The 20191-nt window shown below is 37.9% G+C and carries 20 protein-coding genes; 7 read left to right on the top strand and 13 right to left on the bottom strand.

Annotation, left to right across the window (positions count from 1 at the left end; genetic code table 11):
- Positions 1-94 precede the first annotated feature (94 nt).
- From BVH02_RS13130 to BVH02_RS13140, 3 genes are all read left to right on the top strand, one after another.
- A complete protein-coding gene (locus BVH02_RS13130) occupies positions 95-1693 on the top strand; it encodes a family 20 glycosylhydrolase (protein WP_086501903.1) in 1599 nt (532 codons plus the stop codon).
- 154 nt (positions 1694-1847) lie between these two features.
- The gene (locus BVH02_RS13135) at positions 1848-3197 is read left to right on the top strand and encodes an alanine/glycine:cation symporter family protein (protein WP_086501904.1); all 1350 of its coding nucleotides are present in this window, start codon (positions 1848-1850) and stop codon (positions 3195-3197) included.
- A gap of 2 nt (positions 3198-3199) precedes the next feature.
- A complete protein-coding gene (locus tag BVH02_RS13140) occupies positions 3200-4303 on the top strand; it encodes a glycerate kinase (protein ID WP_086501905.1) in 1104 nt (367 codons plus the stop codon).
- A 10-nt stretch (positions 4304-4313) separates the two neighbouring features.
- Here the strand turns inward: BVH02_RS13140 and BVH02_RS13145 are convergent, their stop codons facing one another.
- The 5 genes from BVH02_RS13145 to BVH02_RS13160 all read right to left on the bottom strand — a co-directional run bounded on the left by BVH02_RS13145 (position 4314) and on the right by BVH02_RS13160 (position 6646).
- Positions 4314-4754, bottom strand: a complete 441-nt coding sequence (locus tag BVH02_RS13145; RefSeq protein WP_086501970.1) for a DUF6526 family protein — start codon at positions 4752-4754, stop codon at positions 4314-4316.
- Between the two features lie 57 nt (positions 4755-4811).
- Complete coding sequence (locus tag BVH02_RS21420) at positions 4812-4961, bottom strand: hypothetical protein (protein WP_158093891.1); 150 nt, start codon at positions 4959-4961, stop codon at positions 4812-4814.
- A gap of 71 nt (positions 4962-5032) precedes the next feature.
- Positions 5033-5218, bottom strand: coding sequence for a hypothetical protein (locus BVH02_RS13150; RefSeq protein ID WP_086501906.1), 186 nt, complete (start codon positions 5216-5218; stop codon positions 5033-5035).
- Between the two features lie 281 nt (positions 5219-5499).
- On the bottom strand, positions 5500-5856 hold the full coding sequence (locus BVH02_RS13155; RefSeq protein WP_086501907.1) for a response regulator: 357 nt from the start codon (positions 5854-5856) through the stop codon (positions 5500-5502).
- Positions 5857-6070: 214 nt separating this feature from the next.
- Positions 6071-6646: a DUF4136 domain-containing protein gene (locus BVH02_RS13160; RefSeq protein ID WP_169712842.1), complete on the bottom strand. Its 576-nt coding sequence runs from the start codon at positions 6644-6646 to the stop codon at positions 6071-6073.
- Positions 6647-6785: 139 nt separating this feature from the next.
- On the opposite strand from BVH02_RS13160, the gene BVH02_RS13165 reads away from it, so the two are divergent.
- Positions 6786-7268 (top strand): deoxycytidylate deaminase, encoded by a 483-nt coding sequence (locus tag BVH02_RS13165; protein WP_086501972.1) that lies wholly within the window; start codon positions 6786-6788, stop codon positions 7266-7268.
- Here the strand turns inward: BVH02_RS13165 and murB are convergent.
- Positions 7265-8278, bottom strand: a complete 1014-nt coding sequence (gene murB, locus BVH02_RS13170; protein ID WP_086501908.1) for a UDP-N-acetylmuramate dehydrogenase — start codon at positions 8276-8278, stop codon at positions 7265-7267. The genes BVH02_RS13165 and murB overlap by 4 nt on opposite strands.
- Positions 8279-8467: 189 nt before the next feature.
- Between murB and BVH02_RS13175 the strand changes: the two genes are divergently transcribed.
- The 3 genes from BVH02_RS13175 to BVH02_RS13185 are packed head-to-tail and all read left to right on the top strand — an operon-like array spanning position 8468 to position 11571.
- Positions 8468-9412 carry a succinylglutamate desuccinylase/aspartoacylase family protein gene (locus tag BVH02_RS13175; protein ID WP_086501909.1) on the top strand — a complete coding sequence of 315 codons (945 nt, stop codon included), beginning with the start codon at positions 8468-8470 and terminating at the stop codon, positions 9410-9412.
- Positions 9413-9456: 44 nt separating this feature from the next.
- Positions 9457-10602: an ergothioneine biosynthesis protein EgtB gene (gene egtB, locus BVH02_RS13180; protein ID WP_086501910.1), complete on the top strand. Its 1146-nt coding sequence runs from the start codon at positions 9457-9459 to the stop codon at positions 10600-10602.
- A 3-nt stretch (positions 10603-10605) separates the two neighbouring features.
- Positions 10606-11571: an L-histidine N(alpha)-methyltransferase gene (locus tag BVH02_RS13185; RefSeq protein ID WP_086501911.1), complete on the top strand. Its 966-nt coding sequence runs from the start codon at positions 10606-10608 to the stop codon at positions 11569-11571.
- 355 nt (positions 11572-11926) lie between these two features.
- Here BVH02_RS13185 and BVH02_RS13190 read toward each other — a convergent pair whose 3' ends face one another.
- From BVH02_RS13190 to BVH02_RS13220, 7 genes are all read right to left on the bottom strand, one after another.
- Positions 11927-12685 (bottom strand): 6-bladed beta-propeller, encoded by a 759-nt coding sequence (locus BVH02_RS13190; RefSeq protein ID WP_086501912.1) that lies wholly within the window; start codon positions 12683-12685, stop codon positions 11927-11929.
- A gap of 172 nt (positions 12686-12857) precedes the next feature.
- A complete protein-coding gene (locus tag BVH02_RS13195) occupies positions 12858-14588 on the bottom strand; it encodes a phospho-sugar mutase (RefSeq protein WP_086501913.1) in 1731 nt (576 codons plus the stop codon).
- Between the two features lie 198 nt (positions 14589-14786).
- On the bottom strand, positions 14787-15791 hold the full coding sequence (locus BVH02_RS13200; protein WP_086501973.1) for a YihY/virulence factor BrkB family protein: 1005 nt from the start codon (positions 15789-15791) through the stop codon (positions 14787-14789).
- A gap of 17 nt (positions 15792-15808) precedes the next feature.
- Positions 15809-16765, bottom strand: a complete 957-nt coding sequence (locus BVH02_RS13205; RefSeq protein ID WP_086501914.1) for a mechanosensitive ion channel family protein — start codon at positions 16763-16765, stop codon at positions 15809-15811.
- 50 nt (positions 16766-16815) lie between these two features.
- Positions 16816-17853: a DNA topoisomerase IB gene (locus BVH02_RS13210; RefSeq protein WP_086501915.1), complete on the bottom strand. Its 1038-nt coding sequence runs from the start codon at positions 17851-17853 to the stop codon at positions 16816-16818.
- Between the two features lie 148 nt (positions 17854-18001).
- Entirely contained in the window at positions 18002-19096 is a 1095-nt protein-coding gene (hppD, locus tag BVH02_RS13215; protein ID WP_086501916.1) for a 4-hydroxyphenylpyruvate dioxygenase, read from the bottom strand.
- 74 nt (positions 19097-19170) lie between these two features.
- The gene (locus BVH02_RS13220) at positions 19171-20172 is read right to left on the bottom strand and encodes a 1-acyl-sn-glycerol-3-phosphate acyltransferase (protein WP_086501917.1); all 1002 of its coding nucleotides are present in this window, start codon (positions 20170-20172) and stop codon (positions 19171-19173) included.
- Positions 20173-20191: the final 19 nt, after the last annotated feature.

A 20191-nucleotide genomic window follows, 5' to 3' on the forward strand; every position in this document is an offset into this window, starting at 1 on the left:
CTAATGTTTTCAAGTTTGAATGTTTAGATATAAAATCAATTTTGGATTCAAACATTCTTAAAAAAATATATTAAGTTTACTCAAACTTTATTTTATGAAAAATTCCTTTCTTACTTTATTTGCTATTGTAGCATTGACACTCAATTCCTGCCAAACTCCCAGTACAACGAAACTCGATGAGGCTAGCATTATACCAATTCCAAGTTCCATTTCATCCTCTTCTGGAGTTTTTAAATTAGGAAAAGCTTCTTCCATTCAATTGATTGGTTCAGGAGAGGATTTGTCAAGGGTAGGGAATTTTTTGGCTGAAAAACTACGTCCAGCAACTGGGTTTGATATTCCTGTTTCTACAGAAAGTGGGGATTTGGTAATAGAATTAATTAGTGGTGAAGCAACAGAAAAATACAGCATAGATATTACAAGTGAGCAGGTGAAAATCTCATCTACGTCTGCAGCAGGTTTATTTTACGGAATGCAAACTCTAGTCAAATCTTTGCCTGTAGCGATTGAAAATTTATCCCTAGTAGAAATGGACTGGATTATAGGGAATGGTACAATTGAGGATGAGCCAGAGTTTTCTTACCGTGGAGCGATGCTTGATGTTGCAAGACACTTTATTAGTGTAGAGGATGTGAAGCATTACATCGATCAAATGGGGACCTTGAAACTGAACTACCTACATCTTCATTTATCGGATGATCAAGGATGGCGAATTGAAATCAAATCTTGGCCAAAGTTGACTGAAATAGGAGGGAAGACTGAGGTAGGTGGTACGGAAGGTGGATTTTATACCCAAGGAGAATATACTGAGCTTGTTAACTATGCAGCAGACCGATTTATCACTGTAGTTCCGGAAATAGATATGCCAGGTCATACGAACGCTGCATTGGCGGCTTATGCAGAATTGAATCCAGGAGTTAATCTTCCGGATGGTGATTTTGCTACTCTTACTGATGGCAAGATTGATTTTAATATTCTAGATAGAAATCCACAGCCAGCAGAGATTTATACAGGTATTGAAGTTGGGTTTAGCACATTTGCAACCAATAAAGAAATCACTTACACTTTCGTAGAAGACGTGATAAGAGAGATAGTTGAGCTAACGCCTGGTCCATATTTTCACATCGGTGGAGATGAGTCTCTTGTGACCGACAAGGATGATTATATCTATTTCATAGAGCGTGTACAAGAGATTGTAACTAAGTACGGTAAGAAAAGCATAGGTTGGGATGAGATCGCAACTGCTAAGCTGTCCCTAGGTACAGTTGCTCAGTTTTGGGCGAAAGACGAAAATGCAAAGCTCGCTAAAGAACAAGGTAATCAGATCTTAATGTCACCTGCAAAGCGTGCTTACCTCGATATGCAATATGATTCCACTTCTAGATTGGGACTTCATTGGGCGGCATATATAGAGCTAGATGATGCATATAATTGGGATCCAGCAACGTATGCAGATGGAATAAATAAATCAGATATTTTGGGTGTGGAGGCACCACTTTGGACAGAGACAATTGATGGTAGAGCAGATATTGAGTATATGGCCTTCCCAAGATTGGCAGCACTGGCAGAAGTTGCATGGTCATCGAATGAAAGAAGGGATTGGGAAGATTTCCAAAGAAGAATTATCCAGCAAGGTAAACGCTGGGATATCAATGAAATAGGTTTCTACAGATCACCAAAAGTGAAATGGTAATTAGTAATTGAATAATAAAAAAACCGGTCTAAGCCGGCTTTTTTATTGCCTTACGCGCTATATTCTTTGATTTTCGTAAAAATGAACCTAATATGGATGTTAATTTTAAAATCATCCGGTCAAAAACCTTGATTACAATAACCACACAACATTAATGGGCGAATACATAATTTCCTTTGCTAACTGGATTTGGGGAACTCCTATGCTTATTATCTTAATGGGTGGGGGAATGCTACTCCTATTTCATTCCGGGTTTGTTCCTTTTCGCAAAATAGGACATGCTATTGGACTGTTAAGAGGTAAATACAATGACGACATGGCTCCTGGTCAGATCACGTCATTTCAAGCATTGTCCGCAGCTATAGCAGCTACAGTGGGTTTAGGGAATATCAGTGGGGTTGCAATCGCCATAAATATGGGCGGTCCCGGAGCAATATTCTGGATGTGGGTTTCAGCTTTTGTAGGCATGGCTACAAAATTTTATACCTGTAGTCTAGCTATTATGTACCGAGGCAAAGATTCTGAGGGTAACATTCAAGGAGGACCTATGTATGTGATCGAAGAAGGCATGGGTAAAAAATGGAAATTCCTATCGATTATTTTTTGTAGTGCTGGGGTTTTAGGTTTGCTGGCAATTTTCCAAGCTAACCAATTGACGGCAGTTTTAAGAACTGTAATCCTTGAACCAGCAGGTTTGGATGAAGGAGATAAGACTAGGTGGATTATTGGGATTACCATGATGATTCTTGTAGCTATCGTCATTCTTGGCGGTATCAAGAGAATCGCTGCTGTGGCATCTAAAATGGTTCCTTTCATGGTCGGACTCTATTTTGTAACTGTCCTGATAATCGTTTTCAAATACATTGGTGACGTGCCAGACATGCTTTTGAAAATAGTCACTGATGCATTTACTGGGGAAGCTGTAGCAGGTGGAGCTGTGGGAGCAGTTATTATTGTTGGGGCAAGAAGAGCTGCATTTTCCAATGAAGCAGGAATAGGAACAGCTCCAATGGTGCACGGTGCTTCCAAGAATAACGAGCCGATTCGTGAGGGCTTGATTGCTATGCTTGGTCCTTTTATTGACACAATTGTGGTTTGTACTCTTACTGCATTAGTGATTATGCTTACAGGAGTTTGGGAATCGACAGAGCAGGATGGGGTGAGACTTACACTTGCTGCCTTCGATATGGCTTTACCTTTTTATGGAAGATATTTATTGATGATTGCCGTGCTTGTATTTGCGCTATCCACGATGTTCACTTATTCTTATTATGGTCATAAGTGCTTTGGATATCTATTTGGAGCCAAAAAAGCTGATTATTACAACTACTTCTACTTGGTTACTATCGTAGTGGGTGCTGTGGCATCATTAGAAGTTGTGATTAGTTTAGTAGATGGGATGTATGCCATAATGGCGATACCCACCATGATTTCCACGATCTATTTAGCTCCAAAAGTAAGAGTAGCCATGAAGGACTATTTTCAACGAATGAAAAATACCTAGTTATGAATATCTTGATCTCTCCAAATGCTTTTAAAGGCACCATGAGTGCTCGGGAAGCTGGGGGAATTATTCAGGATTTTATTAAAGTCAAATTTCCTCAGGTTAACTTTGAATTACTGCCAATTGCTGATGGTGGTGATGGGACCTGTGAGCTTTTGACAGAATTATTAGATTTGGAGAAAAGTGAGGAATGGTCTTTAGATCCTTATGGACGCCCCATCGCCTGTTCGTATGGATGGGATAATCATTCACACAAAGCCTATATAGATGTCTCTGCTGCATCTGGGATAGCACTGCTAGGCAATGAAGTGAAAAACCCTTATGTCGCTTCTAGCTTTGGCACCGGCCTACTGATCAGACATGCAATCGATCAAGGAGCTGAAGAAATAATCTTGGGTCTTGGTGGGAGTGCTACGGTTGATCTTGGTGTTGGGATTTTAGCCGCTTTAGGAGTTAAATTTTTAGATGAAAATGGGAGAGAATTAATTCCGTTTGCACCTAATTTTCTTTCTAAAATACGGCATATTCAGAAATCACTAAATATTCCAAAAATTAGGTTTTTGCTCCTTTGTGATGTTAAAAACATGTTTCTGGGCGAAAGAGGAGCAATACCTGTTTTTGGACCACAGAAAGGTCTTTTTCAAAGCCAACTTAAAACTTTTGAATCTGATTGTGAAGTAGTAATTGGACAGTTGTATCGAAAGCAAAAGCTAGCCTTCCAAGATAAACCAGGCTTCGGAGCTGCAGGAGGAATAGCATTAGGTCTTTCAGCTTTTTTTAAAACGGATATTAAATTCGGCTCAAAGTACTTTTTCGAACAAGTAAACTTGGTTGAAAAAGTGAATTGGGCTGATTTCGTGATAACAGGAGAAGGGAGATACGACAGCCAATCTACTGATGGTAAAGCTTGTTTTGAATTGATGCAATTGGCTCATAGTCAGTCTAAAAAGATCGCTTTAATTACGTCCGGTGAAGAAGATGGTTGTAAATTATTTGATCAGGTATTGACATTACCAGATCTAGATTTCTCTAAACAGGATTATCTAAAAAGGTCCAGAAAAAATCTCCGTTTATTGCTTGAACTGAAGTTCTCTCTGGACTTTTGATTAGGGTGATTTAAACTCGGTGATGATCAGCTTTCCAGTTTTTGATATTTTTTTTAATCTCTTTCGGGGAAGTATTTTCTTTGACAGCTTTGTCCATTAAGGGCAAAAGCTCTTCATCTCCAGCAAATCTTAATGCTATTATCTGTGCTGAATTGAGGAGTTTTTCCTTTTCGTAAAATTGAGTGCCCGTAATCTCATGAAAACGTTGTCTCATCTCCAATCGAATAATTCTATTTTGATTTTTGAGGGCGTAGATCCTTGGGAGATAGGAAATTAAAAAGAGAGTAAATGCCAACAAAAATTGGTACAAACTATCTGAAATGGCCTCTGAATTACTAAAGTCCATTCTTACTACCGTCCATCCTAAGAAGATTAATGCTAGAGGGAGAATGAAGAAGTGATGGAGTGGATAGTACTTCGCGTGGTTTTCGAAATTCTGCGTCTTTAACATATTGAGGGACATAAAAAAAGGAGGCCTAAGCCTCCTTTTTAAGTAAATTATAAATTATTAATGATCAGTTTTTTTCTTCTTAGTGAAAACGCTACGAGTATCGATTGCAGTGATTCCGGCACCCAGACCGATTAAAACACATACAATCACAAGGAAAGTTTGGGCTCCTCCAGCAAGTGGAGAACTAAAAACATCAAGTAGTATCATGATCAATTTGTTGAATTTCTAAAGATTGCTCGAAGTTAAATCCTTAACTCCAATTTACCAAAGGATTCTAGTTAATCGAATTGATCATCGTCAAAATCATCCTCCTCTTCATCATTGTCATCATCGAAAGTTACGATGTTGTCATCTCCTAATTCATTATCATCGTCGAGATCATATTCATCCTCGAACTCATTGCCGAAATCTTCATCATTATCGAAGTTATCGTCTTCTGCTAAATCATCTTCAAAATCCGCCATAGTAGTATAGATAGAGGGTTTACTAATTAAACGTCACTAATTAAAGTAAAAAAATAATTAGCACAATACTGATGGTTAAATTTTTTTACAACTTTTTTTCGAATCTTCTATCGATGTAGTTTGGTAAGTCATATGGATTGAAGCTAGCTGATTTCGAAGCTTGCTGAAGTTTAAAATATAACTCGATTAGAAATCAACTTGCCTGGGTAATTTCTGGTTTTTTGAAGGTGTTTTAAGCGTATAGGTTTTAAGTTGGAGCAAAAAAAAGACCCAAATTTGGGTCAGGTAAAGATCGATTTAATGTATTTTTTAATGAGAGGTTTTGACAGGTAATCTTTGACCACACTATAACCGCTAGCTTTATTGATGTCTCTTTCATCCACAGAACTACTTAAGATGTAAATTTGTGCCTCATTTTGTTCGGGATTGAATGAATCCAAGAAATCCCATCCTGTCATTTCTGGCATGTTAAGATCTAGAAATAAGTAATTAGGCCTAATAGAATAAATTTCCAGTAATGCTGCACGTGCACTTTGGTATTTATAAAACTGGCAAGGCTCCTTCACATTCCTAGAAATGAGTTTTTCAGTTACAAATGTACTTATAGGGTCGTCGTCTATTAAAACTATTCTTAACATCGAAATGCAAAAACTTGTGGGTCAAATACAATATATATACTACAAAAGTAATATGTAATTGATCTTTTGCAAATATTCTGACAAATAAGATTAAAAAAATTAATAATTAATGATTAAAGCTTCGTATGGATAGTCTAATTGGACTAAAATGCGATATAGAGCTGAAACCTTTAACTTATTTATTTAAAAAAAGGAACAATCCTACGGCTGGAGATTATTGGCTACTCTTAACTTCATCTATAAAATAACCAATGATTTTGTCGGTCGTTTTAAGTACTTTTTTACTTTTGGTCTTGTGGCTACTTACTTCCGTAACGCCTGTTAAAGTCATCAGTAATTTATCTTCTTTCTGATCAATGAAATCCACTATCACTTGTAGCAACTCATAAGATGTGGTGCTAGAATTATTCCGATTGCTCGAATAGGGATTATACATCCATGGATCCCAAACTCTATAGCCCCAATATGGATAAGGGTTGTAATTCTGGGTGGATTCTCTTTTTCGTAGATCTTCATTTGAGGTATATCGGATCACCAGTTCAGGTTCGGATTTGTCGTAAATCATGCCTTGAGCTTCGAGTGCTTCTTGTAGGTGAATTTGAACTTGTTGATCAATGAATTGCGAAGAAAACCCCTGCATACCCACTTCTTTATTAATGATGACAAACGAACTATAAGGTTTTTTTACAGGCACCTCTGTGTTTTCCTTGAATATCTCAATTGAGCTACAGGAACTTATGACTATGAGTAAAAGTAGCGTTATTGAATTGCGTAGGTATATTCGATTCATTGGTTTATATTTTTTCTTGAAAAACGTGGATTGAAACAGAAAGTTAGAATTTACTATTAAACGTAAAAGTTCTACCTATTATTCCGAAATTTTTGCTTCTCTTCGATTTCTAATGCTACTTTTGCCGAAAGCATTAAAAATGATTAGACCTGATTTTGATGATATTTATATGGAACTGGCGGTCAATTTGGCCAAGCGTTCCCATTGTATCAAAAAGCACGTGGGTGCTGTTCTTACCAAAGACACGCGTATTATTTCTATAGGCTATAATGGTCCTCCCGCTGGTACGCACAACTGTGATGTGGAATTTCCAGTCCATGGTTGTGCCACTGATAGTAAGGGAAGTTGTTCTTTGGCACTTCATGCAGAACAAAACGCAATTCTTTATGCCGTAAAAAACAATACGGCAGTTGAAGGTTCCACCTTATTTGTGACACTTTCTCCATGCTTGGCCTGTGCGAGAATTATTTTCTCTATGGGCATATCTAGAGTGATTTATCTCTACTCATATGCAGAATACAAGGGGATTGGATCTGACGAAGGGGTAAACTTCTTGCGGAAATTTGGTGTGCAAGTTGACAAATATGAAAAGACTCTTGAAGTCAATGATAGATTAGTCTAGAGAAAATTAACTTCTGGATGAATAGTGATTTTAAACTTATCGAAAACTGATTGCTGAATTCTGGCAGCTAATTTTTTGATTTCATTGCCATCGCCATCCCCATAATTGACCAGCACAAGAGGCTGATTGGCATGTACTCCAATTTCTCCAAATCTTTGACCTTTCCATCCACATTGCTCAATTAGCCAAGCTGCAGGTACTTTTACGCTATCAGAAGTTGGATATCCAGGAATTGTTGAATATTCACTATTTAAGAGTTGGTACTGGTCAGCAGAGATGGTAGGATTTTTGAAAAAAGAACCTGCATTCCCAATTTCTTTTGGGTCTGGAAGCTTGGATTGTCGAATTGAGATTACAGCATCTGAAATAGCTTTTAGGCTTAGATTCTTTATACCGGATGTTTTTAGAGTATCTTGAATAGCACCATAATCTATGCGGAATTCAGGTTTTTTACTTAATCTAAAAACGACACTGCAAATCACATACTTCCCTTTCAGATCATGCTTGAATACACTTTCTCGATACCCAAATTGACACTGTTCCGCATCAAAATTCTCTAAATCTAAGCTATCTATGTTCAATGCTGTCAAATTGGAAAATACATCTTTGATTTCGACACCATAGGCCCCGATATTTTGCATAGGAGAGGCCCCGACAGTCCCTGGGATCAGCGAAAGATTTTCAACCCCAGCCCAGCAATTTTCTATAGCAGTGAGTACAAATTGGTGCCAATTAACGCCAGCACCCGCCTTTATAAAATAGAAATTTTCAGTCTCTTGTATCATTTCGACGCCCACCAGCTCGATTTTGATTACCAAAGTATCTTGGTTTTGGGTCAAAAGTATATTACTTCCACCGCCCAGTATCAAAGGTTTGATATTCTGTGATTTAGCCCAGGTTAAGGCCTGTTTTAATTCTTCGATGGATTTTATAGTGATAAAAAAGCGAGCATTTTTATCTATTCCAAAGGTGTTAAATGCCTTGAGGGAGATGTTTTCTTGTATATTCATAAGACTATAGTGCCTTGCGAAATAAGCAAGATTTTGGCCCAATAAGAAATGATATTACGCTAATGAAGTTGAATTAGTGAAATTGAGTATGACTAAATCGTCTCAAGCACGATAGCATAAAAGTCATGCAAGGTTACATCCCTGTAATATCATGACAGGTGTGGCCCCTAGAAAACAAATATTTAATACATGAAAGAACTTCTAATAAATGGCGTAAGGATCAGGCCTGGCCAATCAATGAACCTTGAAATTGCCATTGCAAAACTTCCTACCCACACCTTAATTGATCTTCCTATTTTTATCCGATCTTCCAAAGAAGAAGGTCCGGTTGTATTAATTAGTGGTGGCGTACATGGAGATGAAATCAATGGAATAGTCACTGCTAAAAGATTGCTCGAAGAAGTGGATGAAGGCTTAGAGCTACTCAAAGGCACTCTTATTTTTATTCCTCTGGTGAATATTTATGGCTTTCTATCTAATAGCCGCACGTTTCCAGATGGAAGAGATCTAAATCGAAGCTTTCCTGGAAGTAAGAAAGGATCGCTTGCGGCAAGTATTGCTTTTATTCTGAGCAATGAAATAATCCCTCAAATTGACTATGGAATCGACTTTCATACAGGTGGTCGTATGCTAACTAATTTTCCGCAAATCCGAGTGGATTATAAGGATAAGGCGGCATTGGTTTTGGCAAAGGCATTTGGAACTCATTATATAGTTAATTCAAAATACATTGAGAAATCCTTCAGAAAAGAGGCTTTCAAAGCGAAAAAACACATTTTAGTGTTTGAAGGTGGTGAATCTATGCGATTGGATGAATATGGGATAGAGGAAGGGGTGAATGGCACCAAGAGAATGCTAGCGAGTCTAGGAATGCTTGCAAATGCTCCATTTGCACAAGAGAGTATATTTTTGAAAGAAAGTAATTGGGTAAGAGCTAGAGCTTCTGGGATTTTCAATTCGAGTGTAAAAGTGGGGGATTCTGTGAAAAAAGGGCAGATTCTGGCACGGATTTCGGATCCATATGGTCAGGTAAAAATCCCTGTCAAAGCACCTACAAATGGTCATATAATAGGGATGAACAATTTGCCTGTGATCAATGCTGGCGATGCTTTAGTGCATATCGGTAAGGAATAATACATTTAATCATTAACCTTATAGTCTCTTAATATCAACCTTTTATGTCACTAGTAGAAGCATATCAGAGAGTAAGAAATCACTCGCTGAATCTTTGTAAAAACTTAATTACTGAGGACTATAGCTTACAGGCTTCAGAGGAAGTAAGTCCCCCAAAATGGCACTTAGCACATACTACATGGTTTTTTGAACAATTTATTTTGTTGCCAAATGATTCCACTTATGAGGTAAAACATCCTCAGTTTAACTTCCTATTCAATTCTTATTATAATTCACTTGGAGCCAGAACGGCCAGAAATCAGCGGGGTTTAATGTCTAGGCCTTCAGTTGACGAAGTCAAAATTTATAGAGCTTATGTGGATGAAGCGATGAGTAATTTGATTCAAAAAAATATTCTGGAACTAAGTGAATTGGTAATTCTTGGAATGAATCACGAACAGCAACATCAGGAATTATTGCTTTCAGATTTAAAATACAATCTCTGGTTTAATCCATTAAATCCTTCCGTCATGGATATTTCAGAATATACGCCGGAAACAGAATCAGTCTGGATTTCTGTCAATGGCGGAGTTTTTGAAATTGGCTTTAAGGGAGATGGATTTTGCTATGATAATGAGCTAAATGCTCATAAAGTTTATGTCCAGGATTTCGAGATTTCTTCCGCATTAGTGACGAATGGAGAATATTTGGAATTCATGAATGCAGGTGGATATGATGAACCAAAATACTGGCATGACGAAGGTTGGGCTTGGACAAAAGACTTGATAGTAAAAGCACCTCTCTATTGGGAAACAAAGAATCAAGACTGGCATTATTATACACTGGAAGGCTTGAAACCTGTAGATAAAGAATCGGCCGTTGCTCACGTTAATTTCTATGAAGCATCAGCTTTTGCTGCATGGAAAGGGATGAGATTACCGACCGAATTTGAGTGGGAAGTAGCACAAGATCAATTCGATTGGGGCAAAAGATGGGAGTGGACAAATTCCGCCTACTTGGCTTATCCGGGATTTACTGTGGCTGAAGGCGCATTAGGAGAATACAATGGTAAATTTATGATCAATCAAATGGTACTTCGTGGAGCTTCTGTTGCAACTTCTCCAGAGCACTCAAGACCGACTTACAGAAACTTTTTTCATCCAAAACACAGATGGCAGTTTATGGGTATACGCCTTGCCAAATCGATTTAATTTATGAACGCAAAAAATACGGATTTCGGATCATTTGCCCAAGATGTAATGCTAGGGCTTAATTCAACCCCTAAAACTTTACCTTCGAAATATTTCTACGATTCCAAAGGTGATAAGCTATTTCAGCAGATCATGGCTTTACCTGAATATTACCTTACACGCAAGGAATATGAGATTCTTGAGCTTCAACACGAGCAAATCTTGGAGCAAATTTTAGCTTCCAGTCAACCTTTTAATTTGGTGGAGCTGGGAGCAGGAGACGGAATGAAAACCAAAATCTTGCTCAGATATCTGACCGAAAAGAAAGTCGAGTTTACCTATTATCCTGTAGATTTTTCAGGCTCAGTTTTGGAAGAACTGGAGGTAAGTCTTGCGAATGAGCTTCCAGAATTAGTGGTCAAACCACTTCAAGACACTTATAGAGTTTCGTTAAAGAAGCAAGTTTGGGAAGATGGTAGACCTAATCTGATCTTGTTTATGGGAGCCAATTTGGGGAACTTTGGAGTAGAAGAAGCCAAGAATATTATTGACCATTTACGAGTTGGGACTAAAAAAGGCGACCTTGTTTTGCTTGGTTTCGACTTAAAAAAGAACCCTCAAACGATACTCAGCGCCTATCACGATGAGCAAGGAGTTACTCGTGAGTTTAATATGAATTTGCTTGATAGAATCAATAGAGAATTAGATGCTAATTTCGAAAGAGATTCGTTTGTGCACTGGCCTACTTATGATCCTGTAAGTGGAGAGTGTCGAAGCTATCTAGTTTCTCTTAAAACACAGGATGTTACAATAGGAGCCCTAAATCAAATATTCAAGTTTGAGGCATTTGAATCTATTTTCACTGAAATATCTAAAAAGTATAGCTTGTCGGAAATTAGCTATCTAGCCTCTTTGGGTGGTTTTGAAGTGAAGGAAAACTTTATGGATTCAGAAGGGTATTTTGCAGATGTCTTATGGGAGAAAAAGTAATTGATTATCAATGAATCAACTATTCCCCACTTACTTTCGTGATCTTGTTCACTTATTTTGTTAAAGCATACACTACTATTTTAGGGTTTTTCTCTTCATCTCCATCCATATCTCTAATTATTGTGAAGTAGTTGTCCGCATTTAAATGTTTTGGAAATACTTCATACGAGTAACTTTCCGAAGGAAGTTTCATGCTGAATTTTGGGACTCTGTTTTGTAAATCAAGCATTAGATGATACGAATCTTTTTTGTAACCTACGAGTATGCTAGCATAGCCATCATTAATTTCTGCAGACTCAATTCGTAATGTATCCGACTTTCCAAAATCTGTGAAGTCAAGTTGATACTCAGGAACCTAGTGATCATCTTCCATTCGGTAGATTGTATCCTTCTGATCAGTCAACCCTTCGAATCGCACACGAGGAAAGTAAAAGAGAGTTGTATCGTTTAGTTGGCCAAAAGCTCTGAGGAAATTGTGGACCCTGTTGAATTTTGAAGTAAAACTATACAAATAATTTTCTTGGTTTTTTATTTCTAACGTAGTTGGCGATATGGAACTTAACAATACCGTTTGCTGATCCTTTTGGTTGGTATCAACTCCCTCTTGTACTACTAAAACCTCGCCCTTTTCCTGATAAAAGGATATTGGAAGCCCTGGCAATTTTTTACTTGAAGCGATAAAATTGCCATTAAGATCATAGGAATTCACTGCCATTTTAATCCAATCTGCTACCAGAACTACATTATCTTTTTCGGCTACATAGATTGAGGTGGGCATAAGATATTCATCCGGACCTTCACCTTTTTTACCTAGGGTTTGAAGAAAATTCCCTCCGTAATCATACTTTAATAAACCATGTGTTCTATCCAATAGGAAAATGTAATCCTTTGCGAAAGCTATATCCTGGATTGATGTAAGATAGGGATTACCTGGACCTTCTAAATCTATGGTATCTTTTGCTTTTAACGGTGATTCATTTACTTCACTGAGCAAAAACTCTTTATTGATTTCAATTGTATGTAGCGAAGTTGTTGTTTCGACATCATTCTTCTGGTTACAATTCTGAAATATTGAAAAGCATAAAAACAGGAAAATCAATTGGGAATATTTCATGACAGTCTGGATGTTTCGATTTTACTATAATACAATTTATAGTTAATAATTAGTTTGTTATAGCTTTCGCATTTTCATTCCAACATATCGTGGTTTTTCGATCGTCAAATTCTCATAAATCAAAATGAAAGCACTGATTTCTCAGTGCTTTCATTTTGTCATATCTAAATTTTTAACTGAAATATCGCTTCAAGCCTTCGATTCTTTCTTCAAGCTCGGCTTCTACTGATCTGTAATCAGCAACAGTAGTAAGTGGTGCATTTACTGAGAAATAATACTTAATTTTTGGCTCAGTACCTGATGGCCTTGCTGAGATTTTACTTCCGTCGACTAGGTAGAACTGCATCACATTAGACTTATCCATAGCAAAATTCTCTGATTTGCCTGTGTGTACATCTGTCACCGTACTCTTTTTGACATCCACTATTTTTGCAACTTTGATTCCATTCATTTCTTTAGGTGGCTTTTCACGGAAATCCATCATCAAAGCCTGAATCTGCTCAGCTCCGTCTTTACCTTTTTTGGTAACCGAGATTAGCGATTCCTTATAGAAACCAAATTGGTTATAAATTTCAGCAAGGACATCAAAAACTGTTTTGCCTTGAGTCTTATAGTATGCAATCAATTCAGCCACCATAGCACAAGCACTCACGCCGTCTTTGTCACGTACGAAGTCACCAATCAAATAGCCGTATGATTCCTCACCTCCGCCGATAAAGGTTTCTTTGCCTTCAAGATCCTTGATGATGGCAGCGATATTTTTAAAGCCAGTCAGTACCGAAAAGCATTTCACCCCGAAGCCCTCACAGATTTTATCAATAAGTTCCGTAGTAACAATGGTATTTACCATGAATTGCTTACCATCTAATTTTCCAGTCTCTTTCCATTTGCTAAGTAAATAATAGGTAAGTAGAGCACCAGTTTGGTTACCATTCAACAACTCAAACTCTCCGAAACCATTTGGAACAGCGGCAGCATAACGGTCACCATCAGGATCACAAGCCAGCACCAATTCAGCGCCCACTTCTTTTCCAAGCTTCAATGAAAGCGTTAATGCTTCTGCTTCTTCCGGATTTGGATAAATTACCGTAGGGAAATTACCATCTGGCTCTGCTTGCTCTTTTACTATATTCACGTTATCAAATCCATAAGCTTTTAATGCCGCAGGCACCATTTTACCGGAGGCTCCATGAATTGGAGAAAAAACGATCGGCATATCATTTTGAGCTTGGATAGCAGCAGGAGATAAGCTTAATCCTTTCACTAACTTCATGTAAATTTCATCAAAGTCCTCCTCTATGTATTGAAATAGAGAATCGTTTTTATCAAAATTTACCATATCAAACGAAGTGATTTTTTTCACTTCATCGATAATGTTTTTGTCATGGGGAGCTACTACTTGTGCACCATCATCCCAATATGCTTTGTAGCCATTGTATTCCTTAGGATTGTGGGAAGCTGTGATCATCACACCACTTTTGCAATCAAAATGCCTTACGGCAAAAGATAGCATAGGGGTAGGGCGCATTTCCTTGAAATACAAAACGTGAATACCATTTGCTGTTAACACATTTGCAGTGGTCATGGCGAAAAGCGTATTGTTAATCCGACTATCATGCGTTATAGCCACACGGATTGTTTCACCCGGAAAGCATTTCAGTAGGTAATTTGCCAGGCCTTGAGTAGCCATTCCAATCGTATACACATTCATACGATTCGTGCCTACACCCATCAATCCTCGGAGACCACCTGTGCCAAATTCCAAGTCCTGATAGAAGGAATCCGTTAATTCAGTGGGGTTTTGATCTATAAGTGTACGGATTTGGGCTTTCGAATCTTCATCGATAGTGCCGTTCAGCCAAGCGTCAGCCTTAGCTTGAATTGTAGGGTCTATGGTATTCATGTTTTAAAAATTGTTTGAGTTCTAAGATATATAAAAACCCAAAATATGCCACCTGTTACAGGTTTTGATTGTAAGTTCTTAACTTTTATTTTTTGAATTATGAAAATATAGAGCCTATTGAAAGGGTGTTTATGATAATGCCAAGAGATTAGCTAAGTAATCAATATTTCATAACTATATGACTCCAGTATTCTTAAACTAAATTTCCTTATTTAAATCTTCTTCAAGGTCATCTACTTCCCCTTCCGGTAATGGATCCGCTGGGGGTGGAATAAAATCACCTTTAAGAATTATTTCCTTTTTTTTTACCCTAGAATACTTCTTTCTAGGGATGATCCCATAGCCGTATCTGATTGAAAAAACTTTGGTAAATTCGGCGCCAAAGAAAAATATCAAACAGGAATAAGAGACCCAGAGCAACACAAGAATGATGGATCCTGCTGCTCCATAGGTAGAGCCAGGCTCAGCAGTCGTGAAATAAATTCCCAATAGATATTTCGAAATTGAAAATAGCAAAGAGGTTAGGATAGCACCCATCCAAACTGATTTCCATTGGATTTTGGCATCGGGAAGGTATTTGAATATTAATGCAAATAGCGAGGCAATCACTCCGAATGAAATAATAAACTCAATCAAGAAAGCTAAAACAATTACAACTTCTGGTAAAATGCTATTAATGTAATCGCTAAAGAAGGATAGTAGTGCTGTGAGCGCAAAGCTTATGAATAATAGAAAGCCAAGTACTAAAACAAACCCAAAACTTACCGCGCGGTCCAAAAACATCTGATACCATTTCACATCGGCATTTTGCTTCAAACCCCAAATCGCGTTGATACTTATTTTTAAATGTAAAAACACTCCTGAAGCACCAAAAATCAAAACGCCAATACCCAATATAGAAGCCATTGTGGACTTTCCGCTCGACTGAGTTTCCGCTACCATGCTCGTAAGAAATTCTGCAGTCTCTGGGCCCATCGCGGAAGACAACTCATTACTTAGTCGTCCCGTTACTATCTCCACACCCCAAATTGAACCTACCGTATTGATTACAACCACTAATAATGCGGGGAGAGATAATACCGCATAATACGCGATTACAGCACTGAGTCTCCATGGATCAGCATTGTTCCACTGCTTAAAACTCTCCACCATTAAGCTGGGGATGTGCGTTATTTTAAATCGATTGGGGGTTATTGTACCCATATTTTCTTCAGTTTCCATTAGCCTTCACCTTCGTTAGTGTTGCCGTTTTGCGATGTATTTGACAATCCTACCAGCTCATTGTTTAGCGGAACGCCTCCTTTTATTCCAAAATCCAAAGTGCGGATTGGGTATGGGATCATAATATCATTTTTATCAAAGGCTTTCTTCAAAGAAATTATTGCTTCGTTTCGAACAGCTACAAGTGTCAAATTTGTTTCCTTGTATTCACACCAGATATTAAGGGTGAAATTAATAGAACTATCACCAAACCCAGTCCAGTGTAAGGTGGGCTCTTCTGACTCTAATCGGCTTGAAACATTTCTAGCTGACTCTAATGCTACTTTTTGTACCTGCTCAAGGTCTTCCCCATAACTTATTCCACATTCAATCTGAACTCTTCGTTTTTTAAATTCTGTGAAATTGGTAAAGCTTTCTTGAAATAAATATCGATTTGGGACATATACGATAGGACCATTGAAAGTTCTAATTTTAGTAACTCTTAGATTGATGTCAATTACTGATCCTTCATGTCCTTCATGAGTTTTAATAATATCACCAAGTTTGTATGGCTGATTAAAAGTGATGTAAACACCTGAGATGAAATTAGCAGCTGTGTCTTGGAAGGCAAAACCTAGTGCCAAACCTATAATCCCAAGCCCTGCAAGAATTGATGATACGGTCTTGCTCAGATCCATGACTGATAAGGCCAGCATCACACCAAAAACAAGTATCACTATAAATATCAATTGACTTAAAAATCTACTGATTGTTGCACTCGTACCTAGTTTTTGTATATACTTAGCTGAGAATCGTTTTATTGTTTTTGCTAGGAAAATAGCCCCGAATAAAACTATTATAGCAAGTACAAAATTTGGTAGGTTTACTATTATGATGTCAAGCCATCCGCCTAGTTTATTTGTGATTTTATCAAAAACATGTTGGGTGTCATACCCGAAAATCTGTGCTAAATTCATAAATAGATAGTTCTTATTTTAAAGTAGGATGTCAAAAAAACATGCCATAATCAGCTTGTTACGTGTTCGCTCACCTGCGAACATAAAATTTGCATGAGTTTGATTTCTTCTGATTTGTATCCTTCTTCGGAAAAATCATTGGGTAAGCAGTACTTAATTTCTTCTGGATTCAGGCATTGGGATAAAATCACGGGATGTAAATAGGAGCTTTTGCAAACTGCCACGGTATGTCCCATATCTTCTGCAACCATTTTAATCAAAGTTGTTTCTGGCTTTTTCCTACTTTCTTGACACAGCGTGGCCACTTTATCAGTATGCTTAATACAAACACAGTTTGCTCCCCAAGTTCTAAAGTATTTGGCAGTGTAATAATCTCCTTCTGGAGCCTCATGGCTTATATATTCATTTAACTCTGAAGAATCTACCGTGTACCATTTGCCATCCTCTTGATATCGAAAAAGGTCATGTCCAGGTAGCTGAGAACAATCTTTGAGCAACCTTATCAATCGCTTATTGGTGAGAGCTACTGATCGCTCCTTGCCACTTTTAGCTATATAATTAATTAAAAGATTAGATCCATCTTCTTTTAAATGCTTACGTCGGAGTGTGGTCAAGCCATGAGTTTTGTTAGTTTCAGTGTATTGCTTATTACCAACACGCAGATGCAGCTCATCCAAAAGTGCTGTTGCCAGCGCCAGAACTTTATTTTTGTCCCAAGTTTTCTTTCTTAAGTCTTTTTGGTAGCGTTCTCGCAGTTTGGGTAAATAAAACCCAAACTTGAGCAGGTCATTGTATTTGATTTTAGATGAATATTCTGACCATTTTGTATGGTAGAGGTATTGCTTTCTTCCTTTATCATCCACTCCTGTGGCCTGAAGATAGCTATTCTTTTTTGGGCTGATCCATACATTTTTCCAAGCTGGAGGTATCACCAGATCTTCAATCCTCGCTAAATGGGAGCTATCTGAAAGTTTTTGGTTGTCTTTATCTAAAAAAGTAAAGCCACGGCCTCTTTTTTTTCTAATTATTCCTGGCTGTGAATCTCGGATATACACAAGACCTTTTGGGAGTTCGGCTGCAGTAACCATGTATTTGTGATGTTAGCGTTTGATCTAAAATCATTACAAGTCTCATGCAAGTCTTTGTGATGTTATTCTTCATATTGCTTTGCAAATAAATCTCTTGAACTAAGAATCAATAAGGAAAAAGCCGACTATTTCTAATCGGCTTTCCATCTTATAAATTTCCTCTCAATTCCTGTTCTCGCTCTATGGCTTCAAATAAAGCTTTGAAATTCCCTTTTCCGAAGGATTTGGCACCCTTGCGCTGGATTATTTCAAAGAAAAGTGTCGGCCTGTCTTGGATTGGTTTGGTGAAAATCTGTAATAAATAACCCTCGTCATCTCTGTCAACTAGGATATTCAAGTCTTTCAAAGGCTGTAAGTCTTCATCTATTTTGCCTACTCGGTCTAATAGATCATCATAATAGGAAGTAGGTACCTCAAGGAACTCTACACCTCTTTTTCTTAATTCTGAAACAGTCTCGATGATGTCATCAGTTGCAATAGCCATGTGCTGAACGCCTGGTCCTCTATAGAAGTCAAGGTATTCTTCGATCTGAGATTTTCTCTTCCCAGCTGCAGGTTCATTGATAGGGAATTTGATGAAGCCGTTACCGTTGGAGACGACCTTGGACATCAATGCTGAATACTCTGTAGAGATATCCTCGTCGTCAAAAGTCATTAGTAATTTAAAACCCATGACAGTTTCATAGAATTCTACCCAACGATTCATTTGGCCTAGCTCCACATTTCCTACACAATGGTCAATGTACTTCAGTCCTATGGGTTTCGGGGTAAATTTACTCTTACGAGGTTGATATCCCGGAAGGAAGATTCCTGCGTAGTTTTTACGCTCTACAAAGGTGTGTATAGTATCACCGTAGGTATGAATTGACGCTGTTTTTACTTCACCAAATTCATCTGAAAATGTTTGTAGCTCGATTGCAGCAGTGGCACCTCGGGAAGTTGTTTCATACAAGGATTTCCGCGCATCGTCTACCCAAAGCGCCAGAACTTTCACACCATCTCCATGTTTTAGAATATGTTCTGCGATAGGTCCTTCGGGGAAAATAGGTGTGGTGAGAACTAATCTGATTTTATCCTGCTTCAGAACGTAGGAAGCTCTATCTCTTATGCCCGTTTCTGGTCCAGCATAAGCAATCAGTTCGTAACCGAAGGCATATTGGTAATACAGAGCAGATTGCTTGGCATTTCCGACGTACATTTCGATGTAGTCAGTCCCATTTATTGGGAGGAAGTCTTGACTCATAGCAAAGTTATTTTTGGGTTATTTAATTAATCAAAGTTACAAAATAACCCAAAGAATATTTGGTCAAAAGATCTTTATTCCTGAGGGTTTTTATTCACTATTAACGAGATCCACGCCATAATCAGGAATGCCAAAGCCCAAGAACCTAAGGAGGTATATAGGGCGAGTAAAACTAACACCAAGTAATATGTAGGAGCTAAAACATAGCCTATCATCAACTTCCATGTAGATGAAAAAACAGGATCCTTAACACTTGGTTTTTTCCATAGCCAAATCCAATACAGAGGGAAATGGAAGATTTTCATCAGTTTATTTGCCAATCCTGATGGGGCTGAAACAGGATTTCGAACTTGACCGGTTTCAATAAATAGGCTTACGTCTGATTTGCTAGTTAAGTCTACGTCGTTTTCAATCAGCCTAGCCAAATCTTGTTCGTAAGTGTCCATAGGAATCTCTACTACCATACTTTTCAATGCCCTTTCTACAGCTTTGGTGAGCAATCCTGATTTGGAAGGTAGCATATCGACTGGAATAGCTTTTCCTATAGTTATTCTCACCTTGCCGCCAGATCTTTTGTGAGTAGAATAATCGATAGCGGTAGGCAATATCACAGGTTGTGTTTCAGGGTATTTTTCTTTGAGGCCAAAAGCCATTCTGGTAAATCCCTTGCTCAGTGGTCGAAGGTTACGGATGAGACTATGACTTCCTTCAGCAAAAATAAGTACTACTCCATTGTTTCGAAGTACTTCATATGTTTGATCAAAAGTATCTTGATTCTGCTGAATAGTGGAAAACCCGTCTCGTACACGATAGACAGGAAGCATTTGAATGTAGTGCAGGAATTTAGCAACCAAAGGCTTTTTGAAAACAGAGGCACGTGTCAGAAAGTAAGGTTCTATTGTAGTATGTGTACCTATTAGCAAAGGATCTATCAGTGCATTTTGGTGATTTGATACCATAATAACTGGGACATTTTTCGGGATATTTTCTTTGCCATCGACTATGATTTTTTTGTAATAGCCTTTCAATGAGAGCTTGACCAGAAAGCGAAGGTATTGGTTGATTAAGTATTTCATTGAGTTGTTAATAATTCAC

Source organism: Algoriphagus ratkowskyi (assembly GCF_002150505.1).
GTDB lineage: Bacteria > Bacteroidota > Bacteroidia > Cytophagales > Cyclobacteriaceae > Algoriphagus > Algoriphagus ratkowskyi.